A 17,403-nucleotide genomic window follows, 5' to 3' on the forward strand; every position below is an offset into this window, starting at 1 on the left:
TATTCTCCTCAGGCCAGAGTGGATGCAGCATCATGGATGGCAGCACGGATGCGCACATAGGTACCACATCGGCAGATATTGCCTGCCATGGCGCCGTCGATATCTGCATCGCTGGGTTTCTTGTTGGTTTTCAACAATGCAGTGGCGCTCATGATCTGCCCGCTTTGACAGTAACCGCATTGAGCAACATCATGTTTGATCCAGGCAGCCTGCACGGCCTTGCCGACCTTGTCCTGGCTCATGGCTTCGATCGTGGTGATTTTTTGGCCAGCGGCGGCTGAAATCGGTGTAACGCAAGAGCGTATTGCCTGGCCATTCAAATGCACGGTACAGGCACCACACAATGCCGCACCGCAGCCAAACTTGGTGCCTGTCAGGCCCAGTGAGTCACGTAGCGCCCATAGCACTGGCGTGGATGGGTCAGCATCTAGCTGGTGTTCTTTGCTATTGATATTCAGTGCAGTCATGGAATAGTTCTCCATCCGGTGAGGTGGTTGCAGGGGCGGAACAGGAAAAAAACGGGGAAAACAGAGTGGACAAGTCTGGCAAACAGACCCATCCATATTTGGTTTACTTAACTACTATAGAATATTTTTAGCGTTTGGGTGCGAGAGACGAAAAAACCACGGAAAAGCTTTGTTTTCCGTGGTTTTATTTGCACTTATTGAGTAATGTGGTCGAGCAGAATTTTTCTTAGGACTTACGCAAAATTGTCCCAGCAAGGCTACCGCCAATAAAACCTCCCTGGCAAGGGAGGTTCGTTCCGTCGGCAGACAATACATTGTCTGAAACCCCGACTACACCGTAGCGACGAAGACAGTACTTTAGTACCGAATCTTGCTAAACACGGGAGCTGCAACGCAGCTGGGGCGGTTTTGCGTAAGTCCTATTTATTCGTATTTGCGGGCGTCGTCTATTACCTTGCCATCGTTTGCCAGGCTGCCGACCGCAACAAACTGCACATCGCCACGCAATTTGGTGACATCGCGCAGGCTGTCGACAATCGCGGCTTGCAAGGTGGAATTGCCAGTCACAGTTTCACAATGCAGGCTCATGACATCGTTCGCCATTTCGCCAGTCACCACCAGCCTGGCCTTGCTGATTTCAGGATGACGCTTGACCACTTCGGCGACTTGCGAAGGATGGACAAACATGCCCTTGACCTTGGTCGTTTGGTCTGCTCGCCCCATCCAGCCCTTGATGCGCTGATTGGTACGGCCACAGGGCGAAATGCCAGGCAGTATCGCCGACATATCGCCAGTACCAAAACGTATCAGCGGGTAGTCAGGGTTGAAGGAAGTGATGATAACTTCGCCAACTTCACCTTCTGCCACCAGGTCACCCGTGCCAGGACGGACGATTTCGAGTATCAGGTCTTCATCCAGTATCATGCCGGGATTGACCTGGCCATCGGTCACGCTTTCATAGGCAATATTGCCTATGTCGGCAGATGCATAGATTTGCAATACCTGGGCTACGCCATGTTCCTGCAGCCATTTGCGCAAGGAAGGTGGCAGTGCTTCGGCACCGACGATGGCGCGCTGTACGCTGGAAATATCGGCGCCCATGTCCAGGGCTTTTTCCAGGATGATTTTCAGGAAACTGGGCGTACCTATATAGGCATCAGGCCGCAGTTCTGCCATGGCCTGTACCTGCATTTCCGTCTGGCCTATACCGGCCGGGATGACGGCGCAACCTATGCGGGCAGCGGCGCTCTCCACCATGAAGGCGGCAGGCGTGAAATGATAGGAAAAACAGTTTTGCAAGAGATGACCAGCCCGCAAGCCTATTGCATGCATGGGGCGGGCGAAGCGCCACCAGTCCTGGCCGCGTCCTTCCGGGTCAAAGATGGGGCCGGGCGACATGAAGATATGTCCCATCTGCCGCGCTGGGGTGGTATTGAGGCCACCAAACGGTGGCAAGGCTTTTTGCAAATCCTTGAGATCGGATTTGCGTGTCACCGGCAATTGCGCCAGTGCACTGCGGCTCTTGATGTCATGCGCATCCACGCCTTGCAATATCCTGCCCCAGCCTTCTGCAGTCTGGGCATGGGCAATCAATTGCGGCAGCTTGTTCATCAGCGCTTGTTCGCGGCTTTGTGGATTGCGGGTTTCCAGGGCGTCCAGATAGTCACTCATGAGCATGCTCTATAGTGGTTGATTTGTCGTTAGGACTTACGCAAAACCGCCCCAGCAGCGTTGCAGCTCCTAGCCGTACCATTCGTACTGTCTTCGTCGCTGCGCCTTGCTGGGACAATTTTGCGTAAGTCCTGTTTTTGCATCTGTGTTGCTGAATATTTTTTGTTGTTTATGCCAGCCAACGCTTGCGTCGGCGATAAAATTTCATATCCTTGAAACTCTTGCGGCCTGCGCCTGAGACACCAAGATAAAATTCCTTGACGTCTTCATTGCTGCTGAGGTCCTTTGCCTCGCCTTCCATGACGACCCTGCCGTTTTCCAGGATGTAGCCAAAGTCGGCATAACGCAGGGCGACATTGGTGTTTTGTTCGGCCAGCAGGAAAGAGACTTTTTCCTGCACATTAAGACTTTTGACGATTTCAAAAATTTCTTCCACCAGTTGTGGTGCTATGCCCATCGATGGTTCATCCAGCAAGATCATCGACGGTTTGGCCATCAGGGCGCGGCCTATCGCGCACATCTGTTGTTCACCACCTGAGGTATAACCGGCTTGTGAATTGCGGCGTTCACGCAGGCGCGGGAAGTAGTGATACACCTTCTCCAGCTCGGCCTTGAGTTCACTGCGCGACAGGCTGCGCGTGTAGGCACCGGTCAGCAGGTTTTCTTCTACCGTTAAATGCCCAAAACAATGGCGGCCTTCCATGACTTGCGACAGGCCACGCTTGACCAGTTCATTTGGCGTCAGGTGATCGACGCGCTGGCCGCGGAAAGTAATATCGCCCTTGGTGATATCGCCGCGCTCGTTACGCAGCAGTGTCGATATCGCTTTCAGCGTGGTTGATTTACCCGCCCCATTGGCACCCAGCAAGGCAACGATCTTCCCTTGCGGTACTTGCAGGGAAATACCTTTCAACACCAGGATCACATGATCGTAGATGACTTCGATATTATTGACGCTGAGATAGGCGATGTCGGTCGCTGCTGCCGTTGCCGCCGTTGCCGCTTCTGCCGTAATGCTATGAACGCTCATGATCTTGATCTGCAATGATTTGTACAAAGGGGGGGCGGAGGCACAGTCTGGCCTCCGCTGGTTACTGCTTACCGCTTACTTCAAACAGGCGGGTGTGATTTTTTTCTCAGCCGCATATTTGTTGGATGACTCTTCCAGCATGGCGCGTGTCAAAGCCTTGTCACCGGTCACCCAGTTAGGCGTGATGGCTTTCCATTTGTCACCTGTCCATTGCTGTACCTTGACTGCGCCGGAACCTTCATGATCTTCGCAAGAAGTTTTTACAGGTGGGAACATGCCCATTGCTCCCAAAGCTTTTTGACGTGCTTCATCCACATTCAGGTTTTCAAAACCCCAGCGGATTTGCTCGGAAGTCATGAGCTTGCCCTTGCCGAATTTTTCCTGTGCTTTCAAAATGGCTTCTGTCCACAGGATAGCGGCAGTTACACCACGCATGTGATACACAGTACCGACACGGGTTTTATCGCCGAGATTACCTTTGCCAGCCGCATACACCTTGCTGCGGATTTCATCCAGTACAGGATAATTGCCAGGCGTATTGAAAGTCATCGCGGTATAGCCTTTTGCAGCATCGCCAGCTGGAATTGCATCTTCTTCTGAACCTGCCCACCAGACGCCCAGCATTTTTTCGCGTGAATAGCCATTGCGTTGTGCAGTCTTGATCGCCACTGCATTCATGACGCCCCAGCCCCACAGGATCACATAGTCAGGATTGGCCTGGCGGATTTGCAGCCATTGCGATTGCTGTTCATTGCCAGGATGGGCAACCGGGATCTTGATAAGCTCGAAACCATATTGCTTGGCCTGTGCATCCAGTACCGGGATAGGTTCTTTACCGAAGGCAGAGTCGTGATACAGATGAACGATTTTCTTGCCCTTGAGTTTGTCCATGCCACCAGATTTATCGCCCAGGTATTTGGTCATGGCCGCAGCCTGGTTCCAGTAACTGGTGATCAGCGGGAAAACATAAGGGAAGACTTTGCCATTGGCTGCGTCAGACCGGCCATAGCCCAGCGTTGTCAAAGGAATTTTATCTTCAGCAACACGGTCAAGAATGCCGTAGGCAATACCGGTAGAAAGCGGTTCTACCAGTGAGGCACCGCCCTGGGTTTTTTTCAGACGCTCATAGCATTCGACACCGCGCGAGGCATTGTATTCAGTCTCGCATTCTTCCCAGGAAATCTTGACGCCATTCAAGCCGCCCTTGGCATTCACCAGATTGAAGTAATCGATGGCGCCGCCGTAAAAGCCCGAACCGCCAGCCGCATACGGGCCTACGCGATATGACAGAATGGGAATGAATTGATCATTCGCCTGGGCCGCATTGACAGCACCCAGGATTGCCGAGGCCATCAGCAGGGATTTAAGCAGTTTCATATTGTCTCCTTGTGGTTTTGGATGGATATTGCCTGATGCTTTTCTGGCTTTTTGTACAAATTTCTTACAAAACTGAAGCATCTTTATTATGAACTCTCTTTACTCTCGGTACTAATCTACTTGTAATCGCTTAATGCGGGAAAGGCCAGAGGCGCAGCTTCTCTTTTGTTATTTGCCACAACCTCGCCAGGCCATGTGGTTCTACAATCAGGAAGAAAATAATCAGTGCGCCAAATACCATCAGTTCCAGATTGGATGCCACGTTGGTCGGCAAGGACAGGCCATGGGCAATCAGGTTCAGCACGATAGGCAGCAGGATGATGAAAGCCGAACCAAGGAAAGAGCCGAGTATAGAACCTACACCACCGATGATGATCATGAACAGGATGCGGAAAGACAGGTCAAGGTTATAGGCTTCTGGCTCTACCGTGCCGAGGTAGGCGTAGGCATACAGGGCACCTGCGATGCCACAGTAAAATGAAGATACTGCAAAGGCCAGTAACTTGGTACGCATGAGTCGAAAACCGATGACTTCTGCCGCTACGTCCATGTCACGCACAGCCATCCATGAGCGGCCCACGTTGGAACGCACCATATTCTTGGCCAGCATGGACATGACACAGACGACTGTCAGCGTCAGCAAATACTTTTTAACCGGTGTATTGATAGCCATGCCAAGTATCACCATTTCTTGCGCCGTGATGACGCCGGAAGAACTGTAATTGGTAAACCACTGTATCTTGGTCAGGCACCAGACCACAAAGAATTGCGTTGCCAGCGTTGCTGCCGCCAGGTAAAAACCGCGTATGCGCAATGAGGGCAAACCAAAGGCAATACCCACCATGGCTGCCGACAGGCCACCAAGCACAAAAGCCAGCAAGACCGGGATGCCGGGTATGCGCAAGACAAAGTTATAAGAGGCAAAAGCGCCCACCGCCATGAAGGCCGCTGAACCTAGCGACAATTGACCCGCATAACCAGTCAGGATATTCAGGCCCAGTGCTGCCAGCGAGAAAATCAGGAAGGGGATGAAGATGGCTGAAAATGCATAATTACTTGCGACGTTAGGCACGACGAAAAATGCCGCAAGCAAGACGATGGCAATACCTATACGGTCTTGCCTTATAGGAAAAATCTGGCTATCTGCCTGGTAACTCGTTTTAAACTGACCTGCTTCACGGTAGAACATGTTGTTCCTCTACTCTGCTAATTTTGCTGAACTACAGGACAATTAAATCCTGCGTATGATTTTTTCACCAAACAAACCTTCTGGCCTGACCAGCAGGAACAGCAGTGCCAGCACATACGGGAACCAGCCCTCTATGCCGCCGCCAACCAGCGGTCCTATATACACTTCTGCCAGTTTTTCAGATGCGCCTATGATGAGGCCGCCAACAATCGCACCGGGGACAGAAGTGAAACCACCCAAGATCAATACAGGCAAGGCTTTCAGCGCAACAAAGGTCAGCGCAAACTGCACACCATTACGCGCACCCCACAGCAAGCCAGCAACCAGGGCGACAAAACCGGCAACCGCCCAGACTATGCCCCAGATCTGTTGCAGTGGAATACCAACAGCCAGCGCCGCCTGGTGATCATCTGCCACTGCACGCAAGGCGCGGCCTATCTTGGTTTTGGAAAACAGCAGAGCCAGGCCAGTCACCAGCAGTGCGCAGATCAACGCAGCAATCACATCGAATTGCGATACCAGGATATTGAATTTCTCCATGAAATATTCTATGGGCACATCGTCGATAGGCAATGTCAGTTTGTGTGGTTGCGAGCCCCACAATAATTGCGCCAGGCCTTCGATGAAAAAGGTCAGGCCTATGGTTGCCATGAACAAGGTAATCTCAGGCTGGTTGACCAGTGGGCGCAACACTACCCGCTCGATTGCCAGCCCCAGTGCCACCATCACCAGCATGGTCAGTGGTATCGCCAGCCATAGCGACATTTCAAACTTCTCGGTCAGGCCTACGCAGGTCAGTGCGGCAAAAAATACCATTGCACCCTGCGCAAAATTGAAGACGCCTGAGGCTTTGTAGATCAACACAAAACCCAGCGCGACCAGCGCATACATCACACCGGACAACAAGCCACCGATAAACACTTCAAAGAAAAAACTGATATTCATTTATAGCTCTCAGCTTACGTTAAGCAAACATGAATGTTGAACAAAAAGACCTCTCAACACAGAGACACTGAGACACAGAGAAAGGCAAGAGAAAAACAAGAACAGATTTTCTCTGGTTTTTCCTCTGTGTCTCTGTGCCTCTGTGGTTAGTGGTTTTAAGGTTTCGCATCTTTAATGTGCAACACCAAGATAGGCATTAATCACTTCCTGATTCGCCAGCACTTCCGCAGGCGTGCCATCACCGATTTTCTTGCCGTAATCAAGCACGACCACGCGGTCAGAAATATCCATGACCACGCCCATATCATGTTCAATCAAAACGATGGTGGTGCCGAGCTGGTCATTGACATCGAGGATGAAGCGGCTCATGTCCTGTTTTTCTTCGACGTTCATGCCCGCCATGGGTTCATCGAGCAATAAAATTTCAGGCTCGGCTGCCAGCGCACGTCCCAGTTCCACACGTTTTTGCAAGCCGTAGGAAAGTCGGCCTACCGGTATCTTGCGTATATGCTGGATTTCCAGGAAGTCGATAATCTCTTCCACCTTTTCACGGTGGGCAATTTCTTCTTTTTGTGCAGGGCCCCAGTACAAGGCCTGCATGAGGAAATTGCTTTTCATTTTCAGGTTGCGGCCTGTCATGATGTTGTCGAGCACGCTCATGCCTTTGAACAGGGCGATGTTCTGGAAAGTCCTGGCGATGCCACTCTTGGCTGCCGCATAGGTATTCATGTCCTTGCGATGCTGGCCGCGGTAAGTAATGTCGCCTTGCTGCGGACGGTACACGCCATTGATGACATTCAGCATCGAACTTTTGCCTGCACCGTTAGGGCCTATGATGGCGCGTATTTCATGTTCCCTGACGTTGAAGGAAATATTCGTCAAGGCCTTGACGCCGCCAAAGGCCAGCGAGATGCCTTGCAAGTCCAGGATGACTTCACCGATTTTTCTGTTGTCTGCCATTTATATATTCCTTATGCAGCCAGCTTTTGGGCAGAAAATGTTTTGACATCGCTGATATGCAAATCGGCACTGACCTTGCCCTGGCGGCCATCTTCAAACTTGACCAGGGTTTCTATGAATTGCGAACGTTTGTCTGAATACAGGGCGTCTATCAGCACCGCATATTTTTCCGCAATGAATTTGCGTCTTACTTTGCGAGTGCGGGTCAGTTCATCATCATCGGGATCGAGTTCCTTGTGCAGTACCAGGAAGCGGTGTATCTGCGTACCTGCCATCAAGTCTTCGCTGGCGAGATCAGCATTTACTTTTTCTATGCACGACAATATCAATTGATAAGTCTCGGCCTTGGCTGCCAGGTCGGTATAACCAGAGTAGGCTATGCCACGTCTTTCTGACCAGTTGCCGACAGCTTCCATATCAATATTGATGAAGGCACAAACTGTATCGCGCTCATGACCAAAGGCCACGGCTTCCTTGATGAAGGGGAAGAACTTGAGTTTGTTTTCTATATAGTTGGGCGCGAAGATATCGCCCTGCTTCATCTTGCCTACATCGGCTGCGCGGTCAATGATTTTCAGATGACCATCCTGGTCAAAGATGCCTGCGTCACCGGTATGGAAATAACCTTGCTCATCCATGACTTCTGCCGTTGCATCGGGGCGTTTGTAGTAACCAGTCAGCATCGCATCTGACCTGACCAGCACTTCACCATTCGGCGCGAGCTTGACTTCAACACCAGGTGCCGCCGCACCTACGCTGTCAAACTTGATCTTGCCATCAGGTTGCAGGCAGACATAGGCACAGGTTTCAGTGGAACCATATAGCTGCTTGAGGTTGACACCGATGGAACGATAAAAGCGGAACAGATCAGGGCCGATAGCAGCACCGGCAGTGTAGGCGACGCGCACTCGTGATAAACCCAGCACGTTTTTCAGCGGGCCATAAATCAACAGATTGCCTAGTGCATATTGCAGGCGGTCCATGCCGCTGACGGCTTTGCCATCAAGTATGTCAGAACCAACACGGCGTGCCAGGTCCATGAAATGGGCAAACAGTTTGCGCTTGATGCTGCCCGCATCTTCCATGCGTATCATGACCGTGGTCAGCATGTTTTCAAACACGCGTGGCGGGGCGAAATAATAGGTGGGGCCAACTTCGCGCAAGTCTGTCATCACGGTTTCACTGGACTCCGGGCAATTCACGGTAAAGCCAGCGGCCATGGCCTGGGCGAAGGAAAACAAATGATCACCTACCCAGGCCATGGGCAGATAAGACAGGATATCTTCCTGCGCTGTGAGCTGGTCGAATTCCATGCCGCCTACCGCAGCCGTCATGAAAGAACGGTGCGACTGGCAGACGCCCTTGGGCTTGCCTGTGGTACCTGAGGTGTACAGCATGACAGCGGTGTCATCTGGCTGGCCAAGCTCTACTTCTTTCATGAAAAAATCGGGATGGGCGATATCGTAAGCACGTCCCAGTTCTTGCAGGGCTGCGTAGGATGTCAGTTCCGGCTGATGGTAATGACGCATGCCGCGGTCGTCATCAAAAGCGATATGCTGTATGCCTGCATACTGTTGCTTGATTTCGAGCAGCTTATCAACCTGCTCCTGGTCTTCGACAATCGCAAAGACGATCTCGGCATTTTCCAGCACATAGGCCATGTCGGCAGCCGGTGCATCCTGATACAGCGGCACAGGTATGCCGCCCAGGCATTGCGCGGCGGCCATGGCCCAGTACAGGCGTGGGCGGTTGTCACCGATGATGGCGAGGTTCATGCCGCGTTTGAAACCCTGTGCGGCCAGGCCGCAGGCGAGGGCGCGCACTTCTGCATTGACTTGCTGCCAGTTCCAGGTTTGCCAGATACCCAGGTCTTTTTCCCGGAAGGCCGGATGTTGCGGCCGTGTTTTCCCATGCTGCAATAACAACCTGGGAAAAGTCGAATTCGCTGCTTCTTTTTGATTCATGTCTCCACCACTTAGCCTGTTGTTTGGGGCTTATTTATTGTGAGTGTCCTGATCCCCTCTTACAACATGCTTACGCCTGGCTTACATGCAGCTGAGAGGACAAATTTACGGTAGGTATTGTAGTGGCAAGCTGCAATGCGTTGCCTTTGAGTGCCTGCAGTCTTCGCTGCAATGGTCAACTCGCTTACAATGTCTCCGTAATTCTTTTTGTTGAAGCGATAGTAGACCCTTCAGGGGCCGGTGGTTGTCATTCGACTGACAATCTGAAAAATTGAAGCAATTATCTGTGGTGCGTTGCACAAATATGACAAAAAAAATCAGCGACCCTAAAGAGCGGTTTGCCAAGTCCATCTGGGCCAGCATGCTGGCTCCGGAACATATGCAAAAGGTGGAAGATGAAGTCGTTGAACGTTTCATCCCCGCCGGTGGCTATGTCTGTCGCAAGGGGGATACGGTAGATTACTGGATGGGTGTCATCGATGGCTTTTTGAAGATGAGCAGTATCTCGCCGGATGGCAAGACGGTAACCTTCAGTTGCATGCTGGCAGGTGGCTGGTTTGGTGAAGGCTCGCTGCTGAAGACCGAGCCGCGTCGCTATGATGTGGTGGCCCTGCGTGATACCCGTGTCGCCTATATGCCGCGCACTACCTTTAGCTATTTGCTGGATAACAGCATTCCGTTTAACCGCTTTCTCTTGCATCAGTTGAATGAACGCCTGGGCCTGTTTATCTCGCTGGTGGAATATGACCGCATGCTCGACCCTGATACCCGCGTTGCCCGTTGCCTGGCAGCCATGTTCCACCCTTACCTGAACCCTGGCTTGAAAGCTGGTAGTAGCATGCAGATCCAGATATCGCAGGAAGAAATAGGTTATATCTCCAGCGTATCGCGCCAGCGCGCCAATCAGGCCCTGCAATTGCTGGAAAAGAAAAACTTGCTGAGCGTGGATTATGGTGGCATCACCATACTTGATCTTGAAGGCCTGCGCCGCTTCCCGGAAGAATGAAGCATGAAGACCCTGAATATCATAGGTGTAGGCAAGGTAGGCAAGGTGCTGGCCAAAAATTTCCTGCGTCAGCAGCAATTTGCCATACAGCAGGTATTGAACCGCAGCATGGCAAGTGCCAGCACTGCCGTAGCCTGGCTGGGTGCTGGGCGGGCAGTCGATGCCATCGCACAATTGCAGCCAGCCGATGTGACCATGCTGACAGTCAGCGATGACCAGATTACCAGTGTTTGCCAGCAACTGGCAGATGCCGGTTTGCTGAAGGATGGCAGCGTCATCTTTCATTGCAGCGGTGCCAAGGCATCGACAGAATTGCAGGCCGCCAGAATGGCAGGCGCAACTGTTGCCAGTGTCCATCCAGTGCGCAGTTTTGCCAATGTTGATTTGCTGGCAGAACAATTTGTCGGCACGATATGCAGTCTGGAAGGTGATGAGGCTGCGCTGGCTGTATTGGTGCCTGCCTTGCAGGCCATAGGTGCAGAGACGGTCATCATCCAGGCTGAGAATAAATTGCTGTATCACGCAGGTTCTGTGTTTGCCAGCAATTATCTGGTGACCCTGATGGAAGTCGCTTTGCGTACTTACCAGGCGGCGGGCATACCTGCAGAAGTCGCGCAAAAGATGGCGGCACCGCTGGCAAGACAGACTCTGGAAAATGTCTTCGCCCTGGGCACGCAGGCAGCACTGACTGGCCCTATTGCGCGCGGCGACATGCAGACCGTCGTCCTACAGCAAAGCAGGCTCAGTGAATGGGACCAGCAGGCAGGTGACTTGTACCGGGTATTTACGCAGCCGACCGTAGATTTGGCGGCTGCACGCATATCTGATTCTCACTCGGAGAAGTAGACACTGTTACGGCCATTTTCCTTGGCCTGATACAGGGCCAGGTCGGCACGTTCAAATACGCTGGCTTCGCTTTCCTTGTCCTTGCATTCTGCCACGCCCATGCTGACGGTAATCGACAAGCGGGTGCGTGTCAGGTCAGTGGTGCGCGAGAAGTCATTATTGGCGATGGTGTTGCGCAGGTTCTCAGCGATCGAAGTGGCTTTTTCCAGCGTGCAGTTTTTCAGCAAGATCAAAAATTCTTCACCGCCCCAGCGGCAAATGATGTCGCTTTCACGCAATGAGCGCTTGGATATCAGAGCAATTTCCTTGAGCACATGGTCGCCTACCAGATGGCCTTGCTTGTCATTGACCTTCTTGAAGAAATCTATATCCAGCAAGACCACGCACATGGGCTGGCGTGAGCGTTCGCTATCAAGCAGCGCCTGCTGGAAGACAAAATCAAAGGCCTGGCGGTTCAGCAAATTGGTCAGGGTATCTGTCGATGCAGACTTTTCCAGCCTTCTCTGGTAGCGCCTGACAGTCAGTAGCAAGATCGCCAGTATGACCAGGGTAATGCCTGCACTGATGGCGATATTGATCAGGAAGACATTTTGCAGGGGCTTGATCTCATTTCCCATTTCCTGCTCTACCAGCAAATGCCAGCCCAGCTCAGGGATGAAACGTGCATTGACGAGTATGGTTTCTGTGCCGTTCTTGTATTCAAGGTGCTGTGATTCACTCTTGCGATTCGCCAGGATTTGCGGTGCCAGGCTACCCAGGCCCGGCATGGCGCTCAGGTTACTGCGTATCTTTTTCATATTATTGCCTGCCAGGGCAATATTGCCTTTCTGGTCGACGAAAAAAATATTCCTGCGGAAACGGGTCTGGTAACTGTCTATCAGGTTCTTCATGGTATCGAGCGTCAGGCCTATGCCGGTGACGCCGATGAACTTGCCTGAATAATCAAGAATACGGTAATTGATGAAGATGGTCATGGTGTCGCGATTGGCCATGTCGATATCGACATTGGTTTCATAATCGCTTTTCAGGCTACGCACCCGGAAAAACCACTGGTCACGTGGCTCGGTATCGCTGATGGTTTTCAGCACGCCGTCAGCATGATAATAATTGCGGGTCTGGTCAGATATCAGGAAGCTGGAAATCGCATGGTTCTTTTGCTTGATTTCTTTCAGGTACTTGACGATCTGGTCTTTGTCTTCTTCACCATTGATGATCCAGTCGCGCAAAAAAGTATCATGCGCCATCTGGGACGAGACAAATACAGGGCGCAATATGTCTTTCTGGATTTCAGAATAGACATTGTCACCGGTGATGGGCAGGGTTTGCTCGGAGATGCCTTGTTGTATGGCATCGCGGGAAACGACAAAAGATGCCACGGTCGTGGACACAAAACCTGCAATCAGGATCAGGGATAGCCATACCAGCAGACCGTATTTTTTTAACATTTTTTGCATGAATGATAGACGGAGCATGAGCGTGAGGTTTGCCGCAAGATAATACTATAAACCTATGCTGATTCTGGTCATTTTCGAGTCAAACGACTGTGTCTTGCAGTAGTTTTGAGCACAATCAGATGATATTGCATGATGTTTCATGCAGCGTGTGCGATTTTTAAGGGGGGTTGTGATTTAATTCACAGATGGGAAATAAAAAATGCCGCTAAATAGTGGTATTTAGCGGCACTAATACATTAACAATAGCAGATTAAACCTGTTTACGATCTGTAGCGAGCGGGCGTCAGCGGGGTAAGGGTAACAAAAACGCAGCGCAAAAAGCGGAATGTACTTGAGTACATGAGCATTTTGAGCAGCGCATGAGCCCCGCAAAGCTACTGTTGCGCTCGCGCTTAAGATCGTAAGCAGGTTTTAAGGGCGTGGCGTCAAAGACACATGAATACGCAGACGTGAACCCGGGTCATACGGCATGACCGAGGTATAAGTACGGTTATGGTACTCATATGTCACGGCGTAGCCATTGGTACGGGTTTCCCAGCTGTCGATATTGCGGCACTGACGCACAGGGCGGCTTTCATAGACAGGCTGGCTATTGTAATTGTTGCCGTTATTGCCATTGTTCTCAACGCGGTCACCCACGATGGCACCAGTTACAGCACCGACGGCAGCAGCAGCGATACGGCCATTGCCGCCGCCAACCTGGCTACCCAGCAAACCACCAGCCAGACCACCGATGATGGCACCGCCATTACTGCGCTCAGCCTGTTGCTGGCGTGGATAATTACGCTGGCTGGTTTCATATTCAGTACGGCATTCCTGGCGCGGCACGTTCACTTGTTCAACCTGAGGGGTAACGCTGACGACGCGGGCATAGTCGTCAAAGTCAGCCGCGTGGGCAGCAGGGACGGCAACGGCAGCAGCCAGCAAAGCCAGTACAGGTGCTGCCTTGGAAATTGTTGAGAATGAAAATTTCATTTTTTACCTCTTTTGATGTGGATCATGTGATAAACATCACCTGGGCCAGTCAACTCGATTGCATTGTTTTATATGCAATGTAAGCACATGGCCCGGATCTGCGTATTTCTCTATGTGTCCTGTGATAATGTGTATATAACGCCTGTGCGGCGAAAATAGAAGACATGAAAATGTAAGTGTCTGTTTCACTATACTTTTGGTACTCTATTCCTGTACCTGGCTCGCGTTTTACTTGTACTTTACATAATCGGCCTCATTTACGTTCCTTGAGCCCCTTATGCCTTTCATCTCTACTGGAGAACTTATGCACTTGCAATGGACATCCTGGCTGACGCTTGCCGTACTCTGCATGTATTTCTGGAATGTAATGGTAGTCGGACGTCTGCGGGTCAAGCTCCAGGTCAAGGCACCTGCCATGGATGGGCCGCCTGAATTCTTGCGCGCTATGCGGGTGCAGGCAAACACCGTAGAGCAAATGGTATTCTTTTTGCCAGCCCTGTGGTTATGTGCAGTCTGGGCCGGGGATATGCCTGCGGCTTTGCTGGGTCTGGTGTGGCTGATGGGACGAATTATGTATGCGCTGGCTTATCTGCAGGATGCAGGCAAGCGATCCATGGGTTTCCTGATTTCTGTTCTGGCAGCAGTCGCGCTGGTGCTGGGTGCGATGCTGGGCTTGAGCGGGGTGTTGAAATGAAAGGCAAAATTCTTGGCAGTAGTGTCAATTCCGTCAACTCCGCGTTGACACCTTCTGTGTATGCCTCGTATATCCTGATGGGCATCTCCCTGTTAATGGTATTGAAGGCAGGATTGCTGTTGGCCCTGTTCTCAGGATTGCTGGTATTTTCCATCATCCATGTACTGGCACCGGCGATTGCCCTGCGCTTCCGGCACAAGCAGCCACGCATGATTGCCGTGGTGTTTTTATCCATTTTCCTGATTACTGGCCTGATACTGGCAGGCTGGGGCATCCATGCCTTCTTGCGCAGCGATGCTGGTAACCTGCAAAACCTGCTGCAAAGGCTGGCGGATATTATTGAAGCTTCACGCCATCAATTGCCAGAGTGGGTAAGCACTAACCTGCCGGAAGATGTGGAAGCCTTAAGAGAAATGATGACCCACTGGTTGCGTGAACATGCCGGTGAGGCGAAGCAGATAGTGCCTGAAGCAGGCCATATGATCGTACACCTGTTGCTGGGCATGATCATAGGCAGCATGGTTGCCCTGCGTGACGTCACTGGCGACAGCAACCACAAACCCTTTGCTGCTGCCATGCTGCAAAGAATCAGTAACCTGGGCCAGATTTTCCATAAAATCGTGTTTGCCCAGGTGCAGATTTCCCTGATCAATACCGTGTTTACTGCAATTTATCTGGCTGCCATCCTGCCCATGGCTGGCATACACCTGCCACTGACCAAGACCATGATCGCGATTACCTTCCTGGCAGGTCTGATACCTGTGGCGGGTAATATCATTTCCAATACCGTCATCGTGATTGTTGGTTTGTCACAATCCCTGAATGTGGCCGTAGCTTCGCTGGTATTCATGATCGTCATTCATAAGGCAGAATACTTTTTAAATGCGCGCATTATTGGCGCACAAGTAAATGCCCGGGCCTGGGAATTGCTGACCGCCATCCTGGTCATGGAAACCCTGTTTGGTGTCCCTGGTGTGGTTGCCGCCCCGGTGTTTTATGCATATATCAAGAAAGAACTGAGTGACCGCGGTTTGGTTTAATGAAACATAGTAGTAAATTTCCAACATAAAAGGCTTAAAAATGATTCTGGAGTTAGCAGATATACGGATACAAGCTGGCAAACAAGCCGAATTTGATGTTGCCATACAGCGTGGCCTTGACGAAGTGATACGTCATGCCAAGGGTTTCCTGGGTTTCAAGGTGCAAAAGGGTATAGAGTCGCCGGAGCGTTACCTGCTCATGATCTATTGGGCTACGCTGGAAAACCATACCGTGGATTTTCGTGAATCTCCAGCATTTGCCGACTGGCGTGCGATTGTCGGCCCTTATTTTGCCAGCGCCCCTGTGGTCGAGCATTTTGATCTTTTAGCCAAGTCTGAGTGATTTTTTTGTGTAGCCTGGGATAATTCCGACTTGATTACCGGGATTTCATCCCAAGCTTATCAAGTCATGATTTGCCTGTGGCGCTGAGGTCGGCGTTCAATTTTGGCAACAGCTTGCTCTCCAAAAGGTCATTATGGTTCCGCATCTCGTCACCGCTCTCAACGGCCCCCTGCTCGATCTTGAAAAAAAGATATTAGAAGCGACACCTGCGATAGAACGCTGGTTCCGTCTTGAATGGCAGGAACATACCCCGCCATTTTATTGTTCTGTCGATTTGCGCAATGCAGGTTTCAAGCTGGCGCCTGTCGATACCAATTTATTCCCCGGCGGTTTTAATAACCTGGCATCAGAAATGTTGCCACTGGCAGTGCAGGCAGCGATGGCGGCGATAGAGAAATATTGCCCGGATGCTAAAAATCTCCTGGTCATCCCTGAGAGCCATACCCGCAATGTGTTTTACCTGCAAAACATTGCCCGCATGATGCAGATTTTCCGCCAGACTGGTTTGAACGTGCGTCTGGGTTCGCTGTCCGCAGATATTACCGAACCAACACCCATCGATTTGCCAGATGGCAGCCAGCTGATACTGGAGCCGCTGGAGCGCTCCGCCAATGGCCGCCGCCTGGGCCTGAAGAATTTCGACCCTTGCACCATCCTGCTGAACAATGATTTGTCGGCAGGCATACCGGCGATACTCGAAGAACTCAATGAACAGACCCTGCTGCCGCCACTGCATGCAGGCTGGGCCTTGCGCCGCAAGAGCAATCACTTCCATGCCTATGATGAAGTGGTCAAGAAATTCGCCAAGATGGTGGATATCGATCCGTGGATGCTGAATCCCTTCTTTACCAAGTGCAAGGACATCAATTTCCATGACCGCAGTGGTGAAGATACGCTGGTGGCCGCGGTGGATACCATACTCGCCAAGATACGCAAGAAATACAAGGAATACGGCATCAAGGAAAAACCCTTCGTCATCGTCAAGGCCGATGCCGGTACTTATGGCATGGGTATCATGACCGTGCATGATTCCAGCGAAGTGCGTGATCTCAATCGCAAGCAGCGCAACAAGATGTCGGTCATCAAGGATGGCATGGAAGTCAGGGATGTCATCGTGCAGGAAGGAGTGTACTCTTTCGAGCAAATCAATGAATCCGTGGCCGAGCCTGTGGTGTATATGATAGACCGCTATGTCGTTGGTGGTTTCTACCGCGTGCATGAAGACCGTGGTGTTGATGAAAACCTCAATGCGCCTGGCATGCACTTTGTGCCTTTGGCCTTTGCCCAGCAACATGCAGTGCCTGACATGAAGGCAAAACCAGGCACCGCTGCACCAAATCGATTTTACATGTATGGTGTCGTAGCGCGCCTGGCTTTGCTGGCAGCGTCACTGGAGCTGGAAAAGACTGATCCAAATCCTGAGGTTTATTAAATCATTAATC

16 protein-coding genes are annotated in these 17,403 nt (G+C 51.4%); 6 read left to right on the plus strand and 10 right to left on the minus strand.

The genetic code is table 11. From position 1 onward, the window contains the following. Positions 1-8: 8 nt before the first annotated feature. The 8 genes from DFR42_RS24030 to DFR42_RS24065 all read right to left on the minus strand — a co-directional run bounded on the left by DFR42_RS24030 (position 9) and on the right by DFR42_RS24065 (position 9,603). Positions 9-467, minus strand: coding sequence for a (2Fe-2S)-binding protein (locus tag DFR42_RS24030; protein ID WP_110257589.1), 459 nt, complete (start codon positions 465-467; stop codon positions 9-11). A 423-nt stretch (positions 468-890) separates the two neighbouring features. After that, positions 891-2,138, minus strand: coding sequence for a phenylacetate--CoA ligase family protein (locus DFR42_RS24035; protein ID WP_110257590.1), 1,248 nt, complete (start codon positions 2,136-2,138; stop codon positions 891-893). Between the two features lie 169 nt (positions 2,139-2,307). After that, entirely contained in the window at positions 2,308-3,168 is an 861-nt protein-coding gene (locus DFR42_RS24040; RefSeq protein ID WP_110257591.1) for an ABC transporter ATP-binding protein, read from the minus strand. A gap of 75 nt (positions 3,169-3,243) precedes the next feature. Further along, complete coding sequence (locus tag DFR42_RS24045) at positions 3,244-4,545, minus strand: ABC transporter substrate-binding protein (RefSeq protein ID WP_110257592.1); 1,302 nt, start codon at positions 4,543-4,545, stop codon at positions 3,244-3,246. Positions 4,546-4,675: 130 nt separating this feature from the next. Further along, positions 4,676-5,734 carry a branched-chain amino acid ABC transporter permease gene (locus tag DFR42_RS24050; RefSeq protein WP_110257593.1) on the minus strand — a complete coding sequence of 353 codons (1,059 nt, stop codon included), beginning with the start codon at positions 5,732-5,734 and terminating at the stop codon, positions 4,676-4,678. Between the two features lie 42 nt (positions 5,735-5,776). Continuing rightward, positions 5,777-6,673 carry a branched-chain amino acid ABC transporter permease gene (locus tag DFR42_RS24055; protein WP_211324411.1) on the minus strand — a complete coding sequence of 299 codons (897 nt, stop codon included), beginning with the start codon at positions 6,671-6,673 and terminating at the stop codon, positions 5,777-5,779. A 177-nt stretch (positions 6,674-6,850) separates the two neighbouring features. Continuing rightward, positions 6,851-7,639, minus strand: coding sequence for an ABC transporter ATP-binding protein (locus DFR42_RS24060; protein ID WP_110257595.1), 789 nt, complete (start codon positions 7,637-7,639; stop codon positions 6,851-6,853). Between the two features lie 11 nt (positions 7,640-7,650). Then, positions 7,651-9,603: an AMP-dependent synthetase/ligase gene (locus tag DFR42_RS24065; protein WP_110257596.1), complete on the minus strand. Its 1,953-nt coding sequence runs from the start codon at positions 9,601-9,603 to the stop codon at positions 7,651-7,653. A gap of 304 nt (positions 9,604-9,907) precedes the next feature. On the opposite strand from DFR42_RS24065, the gene DFR42_RS24070 reads away from it, so the two are divergent. Together DFR42_RS24070 and DFR42_RS24075 are read left to right on the plus strand one after the other, a co-directional pair. Next, the gene (locus DFR42_RS24070) at positions 9,908-10,609 is read left to right on the plus strand and encodes a Crp/Fnr family transcriptional regulator (RefSeq protein ID WP_110257597.1); all 702 of its coding nucleotides are present in this window, start codon (positions 9,908-9,910) and stop codon (positions 10,607-10,609) included. A 3-nt stretch (positions 10,610-10,612) separates the two neighbouring features. Continuing rightward, positions 10,613-11,455: a Rossmann-like and DUF2520 domain-containing protein gene (locus DFR42_RS24075; protein WP_110257598.1), complete on the plus strand. Its 843-nt coding sequence runs from the start codon at positions 10,613-10,615 to the stop codon at positions 11,453-11,455. On the opposite strand, the gene DFR42_RS24080 is transcribed toward DFR42_RS24075, so the two are convergent. Together DFR42_RS24080 and DFR42_RS24085 are read right to left on the minus strand one after the other, a co-directional pair. Continuing rightward, positions 11,440-12,900, minus strand: a complete 1,461-nt coding sequence (locus tag DFR42_RS24080; RefSeq protein ID WP_245937069.1) for a sensor domain-containing diguanylate cyclase — start codon at positions 12,898-12,900, stop codon at positions 11,440-11,442. The genes DFR42_RS24075 and DFR42_RS24080 overlap by 16 nt on opposite strands. Positions 12,901-13,320: 420 nt before the next feature. After that, positions 13,321-13,884: a glycine zipper 2TM domain-containing protein gene (locus DFR42_RS24085; RefSeq protein ID WP_110257600.1), complete on the minus strand. Its 564-nt coding sequence runs from the start codon at positions 13,882-13,884 to the stop codon at positions 13,321-13,323. A 304-nt stretch (positions 13,885-14,188) separates the two neighbouring features. Between DFR42_RS24085 and DFR42_RS24090 the strand changes: the two genes are divergently transcribed. From DFR42_RS24090 to gshA, 4 genes are all read left to right on the plus strand, one after another. After that, entirely contained in the window at positions 14,189-14,578 is a 390-nt protein-coding gene (locus DFR42_RS24090; protein ID WP_110257601.1) for an MAPEG family protein, read from the plus strand. Then, the gene (locus DFR42_RS24095; RefSeq protein ID WP_211324406.1) at positions 14,575-15,618 is read left to right on the plus strand and encodes an AI-2E family transporter; all 1,044 of its coding nucleotides are present in this window, start codon (positions 14,575-14,577) and stop codon (positions 15,616-15,618) included. The genes DFR42_RS24090 and DFR42_RS24095 overlap by 4 nt, the downstream gene beginning before the upstream one ends. A gap of 40 nt (positions 15,619-15,658) precedes the next feature. Next, on the plus strand, positions 15,659-15,961 hold the full coding sequence (locus tag DFR42_RS24100) for an antibiotic biosynthesis monooxygenase family protein (protein WP_110257602.1): 303 nt from the start codon (positions 15,659-15,661) through the stop codon (positions 15,959-15,961). Between the two features lie 133 nt (positions 15,962-16,094). After that, positions 16,095-17,393 (plus strand): glutamate--cysteine ligase, encoded by a 1,299-nt coding sequence (gene gshA, locus DFR42_RS24105; RefSeq protein ID WP_110257603.1) that lies wholly within the window; start codon positions 16,095-16,097, stop codon positions 17,391-17,393. The last annotated feature ends 10 nt before the right edge of the window (positions 17,394-17,403 follow it).

The sequence above is a fragment of the Undibacterium pigrum genome (assembly GCF_003201815.1).
In the GTDB taxonomy this organism is placed as follows: Bacteria; Pseudomonadota; Gammaproteobacteria; order Burkholderiales; family Burkholderiaceae_D; genus Undibacterium; species Undibacterium pigrum.

Excerpts from the sequence above, each read along its gene's own strand:
- DFR42_RS24030 (WP_110257589.1), bottom strand. The coding sequence starts at position 467 with ATGACTGCACTGAATATCAATAGCAAAGAACACCAGCTAGATGCTGAC.
- DFR42_RS24035 (WP_110257590.1), bottom strand. The coding sequence starts at position 2,138 with ATGAGTGACTATCTGGACGCCCTGGAAACCCGCAATCCACAAAGCCGC.
- DFR42_RS24040 (WP_110257591.1), bottom strand. The coding sequence starts at position 3,168 with ATGAGCGTTCATAGCATTACGGCAGAAGCGGCAACGGCGGCAACGGCA.
- DFR42_RS24045 (WP_110257592.1), bottom strand. The coding sequence starts at position 4,545 with ATGAAACTGCTTAAATCCCTGCTGATGGCCTCGGCAATCCTGGGTGCT.
- DFR42_RS24050 (WP_110257593.1), bottom strand. The coding sequence starts at position 5,734 with ATGTTCTACCGTGAAGCAGGTCAGTTTAAAACGAGTTACCAGGCAGAT.
- DFR42_RS24060 (WP_110257595.1), bottom strand. The coding sequence starts at position 7,639 with ATGGCAGACAACAGAAAAATCGGTGAAGTCATCCTGGACTTGCAAGGC.
- DFR42_RS24065 (WP_110257596.1), bottom strand. The coding sequence starts at position 9,603 with ATGAATCAAAAAGAAGCAGCGAATTCGACTTTTCCCAGGTTGTTATTG.
- DFR42_RS24070 (WP_110257597.1), top strand. The coding sequence starts at position 9,908 with ATGACAAAAAAAATCAGCGACCCTAAAGAGCGGTTTGCCAAGTCCATC.
- DFR42_RS24075 (WP_110257598.1), top strand. The coding sequence starts at position 10,613 with ATGAAGACCCTGAATATCATAGGTGTAGGCAAGGTAGGCAAGGTGCTG.
- DFR42_RS24080 (WP_245937069.1), bottom strand. The coding sequence starts at position 12,900 with ATGTTAAAAAAATACGGTCTGCTGGTATGGCTATCCCTGATCCTGATT.
- DFR42_RS24085 (WP_110257600.1), bottom strand. The coding sequence starts at position 13,884 with ATGAAATTTTCATTCTCAACAATTTCCAAGGCAGCACCTGTACTGGCT.
- DFR42_RS24090 (WP_110257601.1), top strand. The coding sequence starts at position 14,189 with ATGCACTTGCAATGGACATCCTGGCTGACGCTTGCCGTACTCTGCATG.
- DFR42_RS24095 (WP_211324406.1), top strand. The coding sequence starts at position 14,575 with ATGAAAGGCAAAATTCTTGGCAGTAGTGTCAATTCCGTCAACTCCGCG.
- DFR42_RS24100 (WP_110257602.1), top strand. The coding sequence starts at position 15,659 with ATGATTCTGGAGTTAGCAGATATACGGATACAAGCTGGCAAACAAGCC.
- gshA (WP_110257603.1), top strand. The coding sequence starts at position 16,095 with ATGGTTCCGCATCTCGTCACCGCTCTCAACGGCCCCCTGCTCGATCTT.